The 17,232-nt window shown below is 60.9% G+C and carries 9 protein-coding genes; all 9 read right to left on the bottom strand.

Features of this window, described 5'->3' with window-relative positions; genetic code table 11:
- Positions 1-86: 86 nt before the first annotated feature.
- On the bottom strand, positions 87-602 hold the full coding sequence (locus AAY81_RS00480) for a hypothetical protein (protein WP_066660039.1): 516 nt from the start codon (positions 600-602) through the stop codon (positions 87-89).
- 5 nt (positions 603-607) lie between these two features.
- Entirely contained in the window at positions 608-9,985 is a 9,378-nt protein-coding gene (locus AAY81_RS00475; RefSeq protein ID WP_066660036.1) for an MBG domain-containing protein, read from the bottom strand.
- A gap of 78 nt (positions 9,986-10,063) precedes the next feature.
- A complete protein-coding gene (locus AAY81_RS00470; RefSeq protein WP_066660034.1) occupies positions 10,064-11,239 on the bottom strand; it encodes a GGDEF domain-containing protein in 1,176 nt (391 codons plus the stop codon).
- A gap of 166 nt (positions 11,240-11,405) precedes the next feature.
- Entirely contained in the window at positions 11,406-12,752 is a 1,347-nt protein-coding gene (locus tag AAY81_RS00465; protein ID WP_066660032.1) for a sensor histidine kinase, read from the bottom strand.
- A 2-nt stretch (positions 12,753-12,754) separates the two neighbouring features.
- A complete protein-coding gene (locus AAY81_RS00460) occupies positions 12,755-13,492 on the bottom strand; it encodes a LytR/AlgR family response regulator transcription factor (protein WP_169815766.1) in 738 nt (245 codons plus the stop codon).
- A gap of 165 nt (positions 13,493-13,657) precedes the next feature.
- A complete protein-coding gene (gene purB / locus AAY81_RS00455; RefSeq protein ID WP_066660028.1) occupies positions 13,658-15,001 on the bottom strand; it encodes an adenylosuccinate lyase in 1,344 nt (447 codons plus the stop codon).
- Positions 15,002-15,114: 113 nt separating this feature from the next.
- Positions 15,115-15,792, bottom strand: a complete 678-nt coding sequence (locus AAY81_RS00450) for a potassium channel family protein (protein WP_066660025.1) — start codon at positions 15,790-15,792, stop codon at positions 15,115-15,117.
- A gap of 8 nt (positions 15,793-15,800) precedes the next feature.
- Entirely contained in the window at positions 15,801-16,463 is a 663-nt protein-coding gene (locus AAY81_RS00445; protein WP_066660021.1) for a potassium channel family protein, read from the bottom strand.
- Positions 16,464-16,532: 69 nt separating this feature from the next.
- Complete coding sequence (locus AAY81_RS00440) at positions 16,533-17,213, bottom strand: RlpA-like double-psi beta-barrel domain-containing protein (RefSeq protein ID WP_156501469.1); 681 nt, start codon at positions 17,211-17,213, stop codon at positions 16,533-16,535.
- Between the last annotated feature and the right edge of the window lie 19 nt (positions 17,214-17,232).

Raw genomic sequence — 17,232 nt, 5'->3', positions numbered from 1 at the left:
GCGAAGGGCGGCCGGAAACCGAACAACTTCTACTGGACTTGCCAGATGGAAGAGCTCGGGTCGACCGCCCTTTCAGGCACGGTTGCTTACGCCATGAGCGCCGAAAGCTGCTTCACCCCGTTGAACTGGATGGAAGAAACGGGCTTGCGAACGCCGGGAGTGACCATGTCCACGGTACCGTCCCACGTGCGCACCTCGTTCTCGGCGTCGCCGTCTTCATAATGGTCGGTGCTCACCACGTACAGGCAGTCGAACGTGCCCTCCGCAGGAAGCTCGCGCTTATGAAACCCGTAGTCCACGTCGCTCAGGATGCGACGCATGGCCGCGGGACGCTGAGCAGGGTCGGTGCAAGGCACCAGGCCCGTGCTGCTGTTGTACAGCGCGGTGGGCGAAACGTAGATGGTGCGAATCGCGCGGCGGCGCGCCTGTTCGCTGCGTACCACCAGCAGGCAGCACCCGGCGATGACCAGCCACCAAACCACGTCGACGATAAGGTCGAGCGGGCTGTCGATGCGGTAGAGCCCCAGTGCGTACCAGGCGATCAGCAGACCAATCGAGATGGCGACCAGGATAACCGTGATGATGATAGTGGGCTTACGCATGACGGTTACACCTCCTTGTAGGCAGGAGCGTTCTTGGCGCCATCCTGCATCGGTTGCTTGCTTTCGGGCTCGAGGCCGCGGATGCTGTCGGCATCAGCGCCAAGTCCGTTGGTGAACGAACGACGACGTGCGATAGCCACGGCGTAGATAACGGCGGAAGCCAGGATGCCGAAGGCCATTGCCCAGTGGACCCAGCAGGTGGGCTGCTCGGAGTCGGCCGCGAAGGCGTCATCGGCGGCCAGCGGGGTCTCATCGTCCAGGATGGACTCTTCGGGACCAGCCAGCGGAGTGGCATCATCGGGGATGATCGTGGCCGCAGGACCAGCAGCGGCAGGCGTGATCGCCGCGGGAGCGCCAGGCGCGGGAACCGGAGTGAAGCCCGCAGGCGTTACGCCACCGGGAACGACAGCCGCGGTCACCGTGAGCGTGCCAAGCGAGTCGGTGAGCACGTAGTTATCGGAGCTCACCTCGCCCCAGTCGATCTTGTAGGTGTTCTGGGAAGAACCAACGGCCGTCTGAGAACCGGTAGCGGCGATGGTCACCTTGCCCTCGTCGGCCACAGCCAGACCTTCGTAGGTAACGGGAGCCGTAAGAGCCGTGCCGTCGAAGACCTTCGTGGCGGTGCCGGTGGTGACGTTGAGCGCCGCGGGAGTGATGGCGTAGGTGGCGTGCATCTCACCAGCGTAGTCGCCCATGCCAATCACGCGGACTTCCTTCGTGCCAACGTTCGTGACGTCTTCGCTGTACTCCAGCGTGTAATCGGTACCCTCAACGAGCGTTGCGCCCGTCGTCGTGTCGACGATGGTCACGGGCATGGCCTGCGCCAGGCCGTTGTACACAGCGTCATCGGGACCGGTTACCGTGAAGCGTGCGTTCGGGTCATCCGGATCGGGCTTCACATCGGGGAAGACAGCCGGCGTGATGGAGAAGGTTCCGCCTTCCGTGGCAATCTGGTAGTTCGGGTTGTCATCTGCCACGAACAGGACCGAGATTGCGTAGTCGTTGACTTCCTGGCCGGCTTCGCGGGTCAGCTGGTAGACCGGGGCAACGCCGTTTGCGGGAACGCCCGTTACCGTGGCGGTCAGCTCGGGGTCGGTCGCGGCATCGTTGTCGTAGACCTTCGTCTTGTCGTCGGCCTTGATGGTGATGGCCGCAGGCGTGATCTGGAACGTGGCGCCCTCGGTTGCCACCGTGTAGTTCGGGTTGTCATCCGCGCTAGCGGCAACGCTGATCGCGTAGTCGTCAACGTCCTGGCCGGCTTCGCGGGTCAGCTGGTAGACCGGGGCAACGCCGTTTGCGGGAACGCCCGTTACCGTCGCGGTCAGCTCGGGGTCGGTCGCGGCATCGTTGTCGTAGACCTTCGTCTTGCCGTCGGCCTTGATGGTGATGGCCGCAGGCGTGATCTGGAACGTGGCGCCCTCGGTTGCCACCGTGTAGTTCGGGTTGTCATCCGCGCTAGCGGCAACGCTGATGGCGTAGTCGTCAACGTCCTGGCCGGATTCGCGGGTCAGCTGGTAGACCGGGGCAACGCCGTTTGCGGGAACGCCAGACACCGTCGCGGTCAGCTCGGGGTCGGTCGCGGCATCGTTGTCGTAGACCTTCGTCTTGCCGTCGGCCTTGATGGTGATCTTGGCGGGAATGACCTGATACGAAAGGTTCATCGTGCCCGAATACTTGCCCTGGCAATTAACTGCAACGGTCTTCTGGCCAACGTTGGTAACGTCGTCGCTATAGCTCAGCGTGTAGTCAGTGCCCTCGACCAGATATTCCTGAGTCGCGCGATCGAAGATGATCACCTGCGAATACTGAGGCAAGCCGTTGTAAATGGCGTCGGACGGACCAAACACGCTGAAGCGATTATCCGGATTATCGGGATCCGGCTTTTCGCCCGGAATCTGAGCAGGCGTGATTTCGAAATCGCCCTTGTCAACGGTTACGCTGTAGTTCTCGTTTGCAGTATAGGTTGCGTCGAGAACCTCTTCGTAGACATCAACGTCTTCTGCGTGGTTGGTGCGGAGATAGGCAACCTCGCCCAAATCATTGTCGTTGACTAGGCCATCAACGACGCCCGTGAAGGTAGGATCGGCTTCACCGTAAACCTTAGAAGCGTCGGCAACGGTAATCGTTGCAGCCTTCGGCTCGATGGTCAGCGTGCCGGCCTGGGCGGTAATCGCGTAGCTCGCGGTCACGTCCATGCCGTCGTGCATAACCGCATAGCCAGCCGCGACCGGGTTGTTGCCGGCGGCGGTGTCGGCCACGTTGGTGGCGGAGCCCTCAGCGGTTGCCACGAGCTCGTCGCCCTCGAAGAGCGTGCCCTCGGTGACGGTGACGCCCGCGGCGGTCAGGGCCGTGCCGTCATACGTCTTGGAGTCGCTGGCGGCCGTGATGGTGATCGCCTGCGAGGCGTTGCTCATCGTGAGCTCGCCGTTGGCGGTGGTCACGCTGTAGTTGTCGGGGTCGCCCGCGGTGAACTCGAAGCCGGTGACCACGTTGGCCACGGGGCTCTCGCTCGGGAAGGTGATCGACCCGGTGACGGTGGCGCTGATGGCGTCGCTGCCGACCAGGCCGGCCACGTCGTAGCCACCCCAGCTCTGGGGCGTTCCGTTGTACGTGAACGCCTTGTCCTGGGCCGTGATGGTCACGGCCTTGGGCTCGATGGTCAGCGTGCCGGCTTCGGCGGTGATGCTGTAGCTGGCGGTCACGTCCTCGGTGCCGTGCATGACCTTGTAGCCGGCGGCCACGGGGTTGTTGCCGGCGGCGGTGTCGGCCACGTTGGTGGCGGAGCCATTGGCCTCGGCGACCAGGGTGTCGCCCGCGAAGAGCGTGCCCTCGGTGACGGTGACGCCGCTAGCGGTGAGCGCGGTGCCGTCGTAGGTCTTGGAGTCGCTGGCGGCCGTGATGGTGATCGCCTGCGAGGCGTTGCTCATCGTGAGCTCGCCGTTGGCGGTGGTCACGCTGTAGTTGTCGGGGTCGCCCGCGGTGAACTCGAAGCCGGTGACCACGTTCGTGACGGGGCTCTGGCTCGGGAAGGTGATGGAGCCAGTCACCGTGGCGCTGATGGCGTCGCTGCCGACCAGGCCCTCGACCTGGAAGCCGTCGTTGGAGTGCGCCGTGCCGTCGTAGGTGAATTCCTCGCTGGCAGCCGTGACGGTGACGGCCTTCGGGTTGATCGTCAGCGTGCCGGCGACCGGGGTGATCGCGTAGTTGGCGGTCACGTCCTCGGTGCCGTGCATGACCTTGTAGCCGGCCGCGACCGGGTTGTTGCCGGCGGCGGTGTCGGCCACGTCGGTGGCGGAGCCGGTGGCCTCGGCCACGAGCTCGTCGCCCGGGAGCAGGCCGCCCTCGGTGACGGTGACGCCCGCGGCGGTCAGGGCCGTGCCGTCATACGTCTTGGAATCGGAGGCCGCCGTGATGGTGATCGCCTGCGAGGCGTTGCTCATCGTGAGCTCGCCGTCCACGGTGGACACGTTGTAGTTGCCGGCCGTGCCGGTGGCGAACTCGAAGCCGGTGACCACGTTGGCCACGGGGCTCTCGCTCGGGAAGGTGATCGATCCGGTGACGGTGGCGCTGATGGCGTCATCGCCGACCAGGCCCGCCACGTCGTACTCGGGCCAGCTCTGGGCCTGGCCCGTGTAGGCGAAGGCCTTGCTCTGGGCCGTGATGGTCACGGCTGCGGGCTCGATGGTGAGCGTGCCGGCTTCGGCGGTGATGCTGTAGCTGGCGGTCACGTCCTCGGTGCCGTGCATGACCTTGTAGCCAGCCGCGACCGGGTTGTTGCCCTCGGTGGAGTCGGCCACGTTGGTGGCGGAGCCGGTGGCCTCGGCCACGAGCTCGTCGCCCTCGAAGAGCGCGCCCTCGGAGACCGTAACGCCCGCGGCGGTCAGGGCCGTGCCGTCATAGGTCTTGGAATCGGAGGCCGCCGCGATGGTGATCTCCTGCGAGGCGTTCGCCATCGTGAGCTCGCCGTTGGCGGTGGACACGCTGTAGTTGCCGGCGGTGCCGGTGGTGAAGCTGTATCCCTCCACCTTGTTGGCCACGGGGCTCTGGCTCGGGAAGGTGATGGAGCCGGTCACCGTGGCGCTGATGGCGTCATCGCCGACCAGGCCCTCGACCTCGAAGCCCGCGTTGGAGTGCGCCGTGCCGTCGTAGGTGAATTCCTCGCTGGCGGCCGTGATGGTGACCGCCTTGGGATTAATGGTGAGCGTTCCGGCCTGGGTGGTGACCACGTAGCTGGCGGTCACGTCCTCGTCGCCGTGCATGATCAAGTAGCCCTCGGAGATGGGGTTGTTACCAGCTACCGTGTCAGCCACGTTCGTGGCGGAGCCGGTGGCCTCGGCCACGAGCTCGTCGCCCGGGAGCAGGCTGCCCTCGGTGATCGAGACGTCGCTAGCGGTGAGTGCGGCGCCGTCGTAGGTCTTGGAGTCGCTGGCGGCCGTAATGGTGATCGCCTGGGAGGCGTTGGCCATCGTGAGCTCGCCGTTGGCGGTGGTCACGCTGTAGTTGCCCGCCGTGCCGGAAGTGAACTCGTAGGAGGCGACCTCGTTGGCCACGGGGCTCTCGCTCGGGAAGGTGATCGATCCGGTGACGGTGACGCTGATGGCGTCATCGCCGACCAGGCCGGCCACGTCGTACTCGGGCCAGCTCTGGGCCTGGCCCGTGTAGGCGAAGGCCTTGCTCTGGGCGGTGATGGTCACGGCCTTGGGATTAATGGTCAGCGTACCGGCGACCGGGGTGATCACGTAACTGGCGGTCACGTCCTCGGTGCCGTGCATGACCTTGTAGCCGGCTGCCACGGGGTTGTTGCCGGCGGCGGTGTCGGCCACGTTGGTGGCCGAGCCCTCGGCGGTGGCCACCAGGGTGTCGCCCGGAAGCAGTTCGCCCTCGGTGACGGTGACGCCGCTAGCGGTGAGCGCGGTGCCGTCGTAGGTCTTGGAGCCGTTGGCGGCCGTGATGGTGATCGCCTGCGAGGCAGCCTTCATCGTGAGCTCGCCGTTGGCGGTTGTGACGGCGTAGTTGCCGGCGTTGCCAGAGGTGAACTCGTAGGAGGTGACCACGTTGGCCACGGGGCTCTGGCTCGGGAAGGTGATGGAGCCGGCAACCGTGGCGTTGATGGCATCATCGCCGACCAGGCCGGTCACGTCGTATCCGCTCCAGCTCTGAGCCGTGCCGTTGTAGGTGAACTCCTTGTTCTGAGCGGTAACGGTAACCGCCTTCTTGGTAACGGTCAGCGTACCCAGGGCGATACCATCCTGGTAGTTCGGGTTCGTGGCCTTCACGGCGTACGTGATGGAGCCAACATTGGTAATGCTGGGAGCCTCGCTGCTCCAGGTTTCGCCATTGTCGGTGGTGTACTGAAGCGTGGTGCCCTCGGGCAGGGTGGAGGAAACGCCGCCCTCATGAGCCTGGCCGTCATACGCGCCACTGTAGGTAATAGCGGTAACGTCCAGCGTCTGCTTGTCGATCTTCAGCCAGCCGTCGGTGTAGGTGTTAAACGCATTCGTGGGATCGTAGTTGTAACCCGGTGCGGTAATCTCGAAGTCGTCGAGCGTGAGGCCCATCATGTACTTCTGCTCGGAAGCGTCGGTGCCCTTGGCAACGGCTTCCTTGCCCGGCTTCAGCGTTACGGTCACGCCTTCGGGAGCGGTGGAAGTGGCTTCGCCGCCCGCATACATATAAGTAACGGTGTAGCCCGTAACCGACTGCTCGGAACCGTTGTAGGTAACCGTGCTGGTGTTGCCCGTGATCTGAACGTTCAGGCTGGGCTGCCATACCGCATACAGATCCTCGTACGGCTGCTTCTCGTCAGCGGCAACCTGCGTCACTACGTACGTCTCGCCATCAACGGTGGTGGTGTACTGCTCGCCATCCCATGCCAGGAAGTCAGCTTCCGTGCCACCCCGGGTCTTCGTCCAACCCATGAAGGTGTAGCCCTCGCGCGTAGGCGCGCTCTGGATGTTTACGGCCTCGTTGATGCTCAGGTCGCTATCGCTGTGGTAGAGGATGCCCTTGCCTTCATTTTCGGTGCCATAGTTGCTGTACCAATCGATGTGCGTGGGGGTCTTTTCCTCAACGTCTTCGTAGACGGCCTTCAGCTGCACCGTGTAGGTGTACTTCGGATCTTCGGGCGTGCTGCCAGAACGCTCGACAACGCGAGCATCTGCCTGATGGATTTCGAAGGACTCGCCCGGCAGAACCATTTTGTCGGTATCAACGTACGACTGGGATGCCTCATCCCACGTCTGCACGACCCAGCACTTGAAGCGCTTTGCCGTAGGATCGGCCGGCTGTGCAGCCGAAGCAGCGGTTACGTATGCAGCCTCCGTATAGAAGCTAGTATCGGTGGGCTGGGAGCCCTGCTTGCCGCCCTCGGCGGTATTGGCGTCGTACAGGACGTTGATTCCATCGGCACCAACCAGAACGGCACGCCACTTGGCGTATACATCTACGCGCTTGGTGATCCAGAAACGATCAGAGCCGTTGAAGCCCGTGATATCGGAATTGTAGGTTGCGCCATTGCCCCACTGGTCCATGACGTCCGTAAAGTCGGTCAGCTTGTTGTAGTCGGTGGCGATGGCATCGGTGAGCTTGGTGTTCTCGTTGAACACCTTCGTGCAAGCGGCGTCGGAATACCAACCCACGAACTCGTAGCCATCACGCAGGGCCGTATTGGGAAGGGAAACGGTTCCCTCGTACCCAACGCGGAAGTTCATCGACTGGCTCGTGGAACCCCAATCGAGGCTCGGATCGCTCTGCTGCGTGCCGGCATTGGGATGCAGGAACACACGATACTGAACCTGGCGCCACTTGGCATACACCGTAACGCCACCCTCGGGCATGGTCGTGAAGTTGTAAGCCTGGGTGCATTCGGGATCCATGTACCATCCCTCGAATGCATACCCCGTACACTCGGGAGCGAAGTAGTTCGCGCCGCCCGCGTTGTACGAGCTGAGGTCCGCGCCAAAGCTAATGCCGTCGTTCTCGCCCAGCTGCCCGCGGTTCATCTCGTCCAGCGCATTGCCATTGCCATCTACGTAGACGCCGTCCATGTAGTTAATAGTGTAGGAATTACGCGTGTAGTAGAAGCGAATGGTGGCTCCACCGTCCACGTCGGCCCTTCCGTTCACAAACGCGGGATCGGAACCATACTTCTCATAGCCCGTAAGCTCGACGAAGTCTTCGGCCTCGGTGAAGAAACCATACTTGGCCGGGATGGTATTGCCATACTTCACGAAGCTCTTGCCGTTCCAGGTGCGGTCTGCCGCCTGCCCGGGAAGAGCCTCAACGTAGAACTCCATGTACTTGGTGCTAGCGTTGGACGTACTGCGATCGAACGTGACATTCTCGGCAGGCATGACGTCGATGTACACGAGCACCTGATCGAAGGTCTCGCTATCCTGGGGATCCCAGCGCCATTCGGCGTCGGCACCGTTATCGGTAATGGGGAAGTTGTCCCCGATGTACTGACCATACAGCGCCGTGATGGTCTTATACGTCGTGCTGTGGGAGAACCAGCCACCGGGCTTACGGAACGTAAGCGTGTACTGGGTGCGGTCGTAGTACACATTCACCACGGCGTTGCCCTCGGTGGTGATGGTTACGTTCTGGTCGAAGCTATCCAAATGGAAGCCCGTGTACTGCTTGTTGGTGCCGTTGATGCGCGCGTAGGCGTTATCGCCATTGCCCTGCTTCGAAACGGTGTTCACGGTAGAACCTACGCGGCCGGAAAGCGTGATGGCCTCTTCGAAGTCGTAGCCATCGGCGTTCAGGTTCTGCTTCCAGATGATGACCGTGTAGTTAGCAGTAGCATTGGGAATCCACTTGGCATAGATGGTCATTCCCTCGGCCAGTTCGCTGCCGAACGCGAACTCATGGCCAGCCGTGCAAGCCTGATCGGTGAACCAACCACCGAACGTATAGCCAAAGCGGACCATTACGCTGTCGTCGCACGGCTTCGTGGTGACTTCTCCAGCCTTCACGAACTCGGGAGCGTTATACGTGCCGCCCTTGCCATTCTCGTCGAACACGAGCCAATGGCCCAGGGGCTCGGAAACGGAGAACTTCACATCGCCGGTAACGGTAATGGTGTCGCCGTTCTTGTATACGTGGCCCTCTTCGTAACCCGCGATGTTCGACTTGCCCTCGGAAACCAGCCAACCCTCGAAGTTACGCTCGGGGTCGGTGGGCGTGTAGCCCATGTTCACCGTATAGGTGCCTTCGCCCGACTGCAGGTTGCTGGGAACCTCGACGGTTTCCGCACCCTGGGAAACGCCGCTCTCGTCAACGTAGTCGATCTTGTACTGCTTGAAGATCGCCGGATAGTAGGTAACGCTGCTATCGCCCGTAAGCGAAGCAACGGCATTCATGGCAGCTTCGCGCACTTCCGCGATGGTAAGCAGTTCGGTGTCGGCGGTGTAATTCGGATCGGTCGTCCAACCGCGGAAAATCTCGTTGGAGGCAAGGCCCTCTACGCCGGGATCGTAGATAATGCTCTCGACTTCCTCGGCGGTGTCATTCGCCTTTATGGTCATTGCGGGATTCTCGCTCGCGCCGTTCTGGAAGGTAACGGTCAGGCGCGGCGTGACGGTGGTGACGATTGCATAAACCGAGAAGTCCTGGGAGGAAATCTGAACCTGATCGGAGGCGGTCGTCGAAGACGGGATAACTTCGGCGGAGCCAGCGTCGGGAATGTGGACGATGTCAACGTTTGCATCGGCATCGGCTTGCGCTTCGCGAATGCCATCGGAAGCGAGCTTCACGGTGACGGGAAGCTTGGGCTCGATTTCACTCGTCTTGCCCGTAGCGGGATCCTCGTAGGTAAAGGAGATATCCACGGCGGCAATGTTGCCAGTGGTTACGTTGCCCTCTACGACATCGTTCACGGTGCCCAAAACGCTTGCCGCAGAAACACCCGTAACGACAAGCTTGGCTCCCTCGGGCAGCGCGCCCTTGGGAGCGGAAACGTTCACGGCAACGCCATTGGCATGTTCGGTATCGAACGTGACGGCGGGATACTCAGTTGCCTTCTGCTCGGTTGCGCCCGACTCGGCCTTAGTATTAGTAGTAGCGGATTCGGCCTGCGCCGTATCTGCTTCCTTACTAGTATTAGTAGCCTGCTGCGCATCTGCCTCTTCGCTGGCAGCTTGAACGACGGCAGTCGCGTCATTCGTCTGGGCGTCGCCGCTTGCGGCGGCTACGCTTTCAGACTCGCCCTGCTGCATGGCCTCGAACAGTGCGTCGTCATTGCCCAGTGCCACATTCGGCACCATGGCAAACACCATGGCAATGGTGCACATGACGGCAACGACCTTGTCGAAGCGCTTGCGCATACGAGCCTTGGAAGATGTTGGCTTGTCGCCAACGCTTTCCGTGTTTGACTGCTTCATATCCCGTTTCATTTTCGACACCTACCTTCTCGTCGCAACGCGTCATCCGGACGCCTGCGTTCACTCCCGACTAACGGCCTAAGCCGAAACGTACGATTGGACGTTCCCACGCAGAATGCGCTTCTGCGCCTTCTCGGCATACATAGCCGCGTCCAACCGATTTACGTATTCCAAAGCGGAGCTCGCACGCTTCGCCTTATCTCGAAGATCATCGATGCCATCGCCCGGCACGTAGAGTGCGCTGCCGATGGAAACCTGAACCTCGCACGGCAGAGCGCTTTCGCCGTTGAAACGAATGAGCGTCTCGCGCACGCGCTTGGTGATAAGAGAGAGAATTGCTTCGTCATTTACTTCCACAATGACGAAGAATTCGTCGCCGCCGTAGCGAGCGACGGTATCGTCGACGCGGAAGCAGTCGACGAGCAGCTTGGAGAATTCGACCAGAACGGCGTCGCCCGTTACGTGGCCGAAGCGATCGTTGATGTTCTTGAACTCATCGATGTCGATGAGCAGACCTCCGAACGTGCGATGCGAACGCACGAGCTGATCGAGCTTGCGATCAAGCGCGCGGCGATTCCAGATGCCCGTGAGGAAATCGACGCTCGTGCCTTCGGCTTGCACGACCGCGTAACGCGAAAGCGCCGCGACGGCGAGCGCGGCAGGAAGAATCAGAGTGTTGGAGACGATAAGCTGAAGCCCAATGCCCGCGATGGTGATGGCCATCGCAAGCAAGAGCGAGTAGGCCGTCGTCGTTCCGATGCGTACCTGACGCACCAAGAAGAAGATCGCATCGACGACAAGGTAGATGCAGAGGAACGCCGCCTGCGCCCACCAGATCCATCCGTCTGACGGAACCAGGGAGCCGAACGGGCCGGGCAGCACGCCAGCGGTTGCCATCACGGACAGAAAGATGATATCGGCCGCGCAAACGACGCCGTTCGCGACGTACCACCACGTGGGCATTGCACGATGAACTTCGATGCAAGAGGCGGCATATGCAACGCCCAGGAACAGGCAGACGGGAACGAGCGCCTGCTGGAGAAACGCCAGGGGGAAGGAAACGCTGGGCACGCCCTGCAGCAGGTGAGCAAGCACATCGACCAGCACCAGGCCAGCCATCATGCACAGGGCACGACGGAAGAAGCGGCGCTGACGGCTGCGCAGAACAGAGCCATCGTGAGTGGCAGCGAACAGAATAACGAGCACAGCTGCGGAAACCGCGTCGATTGCGATCCATGCTTCCAGCTCGAACATAACGCACACCCCCTGCTGTTCTCTCTTGTGCACACGGGCACAGGCGTACCTTTCCCTACTATTTGCATTGTAGGAAGCGGGGCATTGCAGTTGGTGCCAAACGGCATGCCGTTCGTGCCAAACAAATACCGTTTATGACATTTGGGGGATTTCTGCTGAAAAGAGTCTATCCCAGGGGCATGAGAACGTACGCGCGGAACATGCCGCCCTCGTTCCCAAAGCGGGCAAAGCCGCCCATGCGTTCGGCAACGGCGGTTACGCTAGCCGTGCCAACGCCCGTTCCCTCGTGCTTGGTGGACAGCAACTCGCCCTGGCCGTTTTTCAGTATCTCACCTGCGTATGTATTGCGTACGTCAAGCGTGAACTGACGACCAACGCCTACGTCGATTGCTATGATGAGCGCCAGGCGAATACCGCCCTCTTCCTTCGCGCGCTCCAGGGCGGCAACGGCGTTTTCGAGCACGTTGCCAACCACCACGGAAAACTGCGCCTCGGTTATGCCGCACTCTTGCGGAACCTGAGCATGCACTTGTACTTCGGCACCCAACGCCTGCGCTCGAGACACGTAATGGCCCACGATGGCGTTCACAATGGAGTTCTCGCACCAAATAAGGGGGCTATCATCCGTGATTTCGTCTAATTGACCAAGATACGTTTTTAGGCCATCTGGGTCGTCATTTCGAAGATACATCGCAACGGTGTTTCGAAAATGACGCAAGTCGTGCCGCGCGCGCCGCGCTTGATCGATGCGCTCCTTCATGACCGTATTCTGCCGCAATTGCATATCGAGCAAGTGCTCGCGGTTCAAACCCTCCTGAGCATCCTTTGCACTATGCATGAGATAGTATTCCAAACCCAGAATAGACAAATACAGCGTCATGATGACAAGCTGCAGGAACACGAGCGAGAAGAGCACGTTCCCGTCCACGAGCGACGGGTCGGACGGAACATCGATTGCGAGCACGTCCACCAGATAGCACATGAAGGGCAGCAGCCACGCATTATGCCAGAACGAACGCCCCGACTGCCCCATAACGCCATTTTCCAAAATGTAGGGAATGCGATCGTGAAACAGAGAATACGACGCCGCGCAAAACAGCACCAACGAGCTCCAAAGCACGATTTCCCCGAACCACGTGTAATGCGAAGCAGCCAGCGATTCGGGATACATGAACGCATCCGCAACACGCGCAAACGTCGAAAGGGAATACACGAAGAACTCCGACGTAAAGAACAGGTAGAGCAAGAAGTACGGACGAATGCGCGTAACGGCAATGAGCACGCCGATGGACACGACGCTCGTAAGGATAAACAGCGGCAGCTTGCTTTCGGGGAGAACCTCATACATAACGCCACAGGTAACCCCCATGGCGGCAACGAGCAACATGAACGTCACGCGCGTACGACGCGATATCCACTCAGCAGCAACCAACGGCGTAAGCGTAAGGTACGCCGACGAGACCATCATGAGCTGCTCGCAAACCGAATAGAAGATGTTCGAGAAGCTAACCACGACTAGAACCCTCGGCCATTGCGTTGGGACATCCAATCGGCCCATGCGGCACGAGCCTGAGGCAGGCTGCGACGACTCACGGGAATCCTATCGCCCCCACGCACCACGAATTCGTTGCCATCCATGCGGTCGACTACATCGAGGTTCACGATGTAGCCACGCGCAGGAACGTAGAACTGCTGCAAGCCAGCCACTGCGCCTTCCAGCTGAGCAAACGTAGAACGCACGCGCAAAAACACGCGCTCGGCCAAATGCAGTTCAAGATAATGACCCGCCGAGCGAGCCCAGTAGAGAGAATTCGCGTCGAAGCCTTCCCCGCCCAGGGTCACCATGCGCGTTGGAGCACGCTGCGCCATGACGCGGTCGAGCAGCATCGATAAGTCTTCGTACGCAACGGGCTTGATGAGATAGCCCTGCGCTTGCACCTCATAGCTTTCAACCGCGAAATCACGGCTGGTAGTGGTAAACACGATGACGCAGTCGGGATCGACCTGTCGCAACTTGCGCGATGCATCCAGCCCCGTCATGGCATTGGGGTCGGGCACCATGCCCGCTTCGTCGAGATAGCAGTCGAAGAGAACGACATCGTGACGGCCAGCCTCCAGGCCCTCCAGGAATTCCGCAGCCGTGCGGTACGTGTCGATGGAGGCTATAACGCCGCGCACGGAAAGATAGCGCTCCAAAAGGAAGCGCATGTGCTTCATGTCGTACAGATTATCTTCGACAACGGCGATTTGCATGCCCATATTCTAGCTAATTGGCCCATTACAGGACAATAAGCATATCACCTTGCCGCCCAGCACGCACATGACGCAAAACGCCCCGGGGCGGCTGCAGGTACTACAGCACGCACCGGGGCGTTCACCGCGCCCGCTAAGCCGGCGCGAAAGCCATACGAGATTGGCCTAGAACTCAAGTTCCTTCAGACGGTCGAATACGATGTCCTTGCGCTGTAGGAAATCCCACGGATCGAAGATCTCGTCGAGCACTTCCTGCGTAAGCGTGCACTCGGGGTCGGCTTCCAAGCGTTCGCGATAGCTGGGGCCTTCCTTGGCCTGCTGCACGTCGTGCCACGTGGCCATGGCGTTGCGCTGCACGATGACGTAGGCGTCTTCACGCGTGATGCCCGTCTGAACCAGGGCAAGCAAAACCTTGCTCGAGAAGATCAGGCCACGCGTCTTGTACATGTTCGCCTGCATGGCCTCGGGGTACGTCTGCAGGCCGTCCAGGATCCAGCGCAGCTTCTCGGCAATGTAGTCGAGGGCGATGAAACTATCAGCAAGCGCGGTGCGCTCGGCGCCGGAGTGCGAGATATCGCGCTCGTACCACAGGGCAACGTCGTCGAAGCCAACCTGCGCATTGGCCTTCACAGTGCGGGCCAGGCCGCACACGCGCTCGGCGGTGATGGGGTTGCGCTTGTGAGGCATGGCGGAAGAGCCCTTCTGACCCTTCTTGAACGGCTCCTCGGCCTCGATGACGTCGGACTGCTGCAGCAGGCGCACCTGCATGGCAATGCTCTCGAAGCTGGCAGCGGTGCATGCGAGCGTGCTCATGACCTGCGCATGACGGTCGCGCGCCAGAACCTGGGTGGACAGCGGATCGGGCGTAAGGCCCATATGCTCGCACACGTACTGCTCTACGAACGGGTCGATGCTGGAATACGTGCCCACGGCGCCGCTGATGGCACCCGTAGCGGCAACTTCACGCGCCTGAAGCAGACGGTCGAGAGCGCGCTTCATGGCCCAGGCCCAGCTACCGAACTTCATGCCAAAGGTCATGGGCTCGGCATGGATGCCATGGGTGCGGCCCACGCACAGCGTATTCTGGAATTCGAACGCGCGACGCTTGCAGATCTCGCCGATTTGGCGCACGTCTTCGATGATGATGTCGAGCGCCTGGGTAATCTGATAGGAAAGCGCCGTGTCGCCCAGGTCGCTGCTCGTCATGCCGTAATGCACCCAGCGGCTGGGCTTTTCCTGGCCTTCGGGCACGTCGGCATCGATGTATTCTGCCATGCAGGTAAGGAACGCAATAACGTCGTGGTTGGTTACGGCCTCGATTTCGTCGATGCGGTCTACGCGGAAATCGGCATGCGCGCGAATCCACGCGGCTTCCTCTTTCGTGATGCCCGATGCGCCCAGCTCGGCCTGCGCTTCGCATGCCAAAAGCTCGATTTCCTTCCAAACGGCGAACTTGTTCTCGTTCGTCCAAATGTGGCCCATCTGGGGGCGCGTGTAACGAGGGATCATGCCTGCCCTTTCTTCTTGCGGAATGCTGCACACATTTTAAATCCGCATGGCACTCCAATGCGCGCAAGTGAAGCAAGCACGAGAAAACGCCACGAGAGGCGCGGGCACAAAGGCTACAGCTGCTTGAATACGGCAACCGCGGCTGCGCGCTGATCCTTGTCGGACGCGATGATCACGGCGTCGCCCGGATACAGGTACGTGTCCTCGCCCACGACTTCCATATCGTCGTCATCGCCATGCGAAACGGCCACGAGAAGGCAGCCCTCGGGCATGGGAACGTCGTAGGCAAGCACGCCCTCGTCGTTGTCATGATGGCGCATGCGCGGAACGGTAACCTGGTTCAGCGCCACGTTGCCATGGGACAAGCTGGAAAGCACGCTAATGCCACCCAGCATGGCGTCTTCCTCGATGATGGTGGCAATGAGTGCCGTGGACGACACGCATTCGATGCCCACCTCACGGAAGATGCGCATGTTCTTGGGAGTGTTCACGCGGGCAATGCAACGCGGCACATCGAAAACGCGCGTGGCGATTTCGCACGACACCAAGTTGGCGTCGTCCTTGCCCGTAGTGGATACGAATACGTCGGCGCGACGGATGTCGGCATCTTCCTGGTAGCGCGACATGCAGCCGTCGCCCCAGATAACCAGATAGCGACCCGTGAGCACGTTGGCAAGATGGTCGGCCGTTTCCTGGTCTTCCTCGATGATGGCGACTTCGTTGCCATCGCGCAGCATTACCGTGGCAAGATACTCGCCAACTTTGCCGCCTCCGTTGATAACAATGTACATAGTGGCCCCTAGTCTTGAATCCAACGCGCGAACGAAGGCACCATGGTGCTGCGCACGCAGGCGAGCACGGAGTCGCCATGCTCCAGCACGCTATCGCCCGTGGGAATGGAGCTCGTACGGCCATCAGCTCGTTCGAAGCAGATAATGCGCACGTCATGAGCCTTTTCCAGCTGGGAAACGCGAATGGACTTCATATCATTGCGTTCCAGGTTCAACGAGAATCGCAGGACCTCGTAGTCGCCGAACGTATCGAGATGGAAGCCATGGCCCGAAGAGATCTTAGAGAAGACTTCTTCGGCAACGAGCGAGGTGCCGCACACGTAATCCAAGCCCAACTGCTCGTACGCACGTTCATGGCCGGGGTTGTACAGGCGCGCGATGACGTGGGGCACGTTGAAGATGTGCGAGGCAACTTCCACCGTCATGAGGTTGGCGTTGTCGGATTGCGTTACCGCGGCAACGCAATCGGCCGTGGCAATACCGGCGCGAGTAAGCACGTCCTCGTCGAAGCCGACGCCCTGAACGACCGAGCCATTGAATGCACGGCCCAGGTTGGAGAAGGCGTTCGCGTCGCGGTCGACGACGCACACGTTATTGCCATTCTCGGAAAGCATATTTGCCAGCTGCGAGCCCACGCGGCCGCAGCCAACGACGATTACGTTCCTACTCATCCGATTCCTTTCACGTCATGCAATGCGAAGTATAACGCGGCAGAACCGTGCACCCAAGCGATTTCAGAACTACAGGAAGCGATACGAGACGGTGTGCACGCCCCAGTCGCTCGAAGAGGAATAGCCGAAGGCCTTGTAGACGCCACCGGCCAGGTCGAGCACGCGACCGTACTTGCTGCCGAAGCTGCCCGTATCGGTAACCGTGGCAACGACCGTAATGCCGTTGTAATTGATTTCGACCGCACGGCCCAGCAGATATTCCTGGCCCTGGGGTACGGCAACCGTAACGCCGCTGTCGCTAAATGCACGGCCAGAGGCGGTAAGACGGCCGGCATCGGGGTTGTCGGGGTCGGCGTTGATGCAGTCGGACACGGAATAGGCCGAAGCCTCGCCCGACATCCAACCCTCTTCGGACATATCGGGCTGAATGAGCGGCGCCGTGGGAAGCGGATTGGTGGTGCCCACCTGGGCAGCAGCCTGAATCGTATCGACATTGCCCATGTCGACCGCGGAAAGCAGCACGACGGGGTCGGGGTCGCTCACGGTGATAGATCGCGTCTGCGCCTTCTGGAGAGAGGCACCGCTATCGGAAACGGCTTGCGTAGTGGAAGCAGTTGCGTTCGCAAACGTCGTGGCGCTTTCGCCCGCTTGCGCAACCGAAAGCGTATCGCCCACGCCCAGCGTAGAATCATCGGCCTGGGCAGCGCCCTGCGCAATGCCACGGGGAATGACCAAAACGCACAGTGTCACACAGGCAACAAGCGCGAGA

The sequence above is a fragment of the Denitrobacterium detoxificans genome (genome assembly GCF_001643775.1).
GTDB classification, from domain to species: Bacteria; Actinomycetota; Coriobacteriia; order Coriobacteriales; family Eggerthellaceae; genus Denitrobacterium; species Denitrobacterium detoxificans.
The sequence above is the reverse complement of the archived record's forward strand: the minus strand, read 5'-3'. Positions and strand labels throughout refer to the sequence as shown.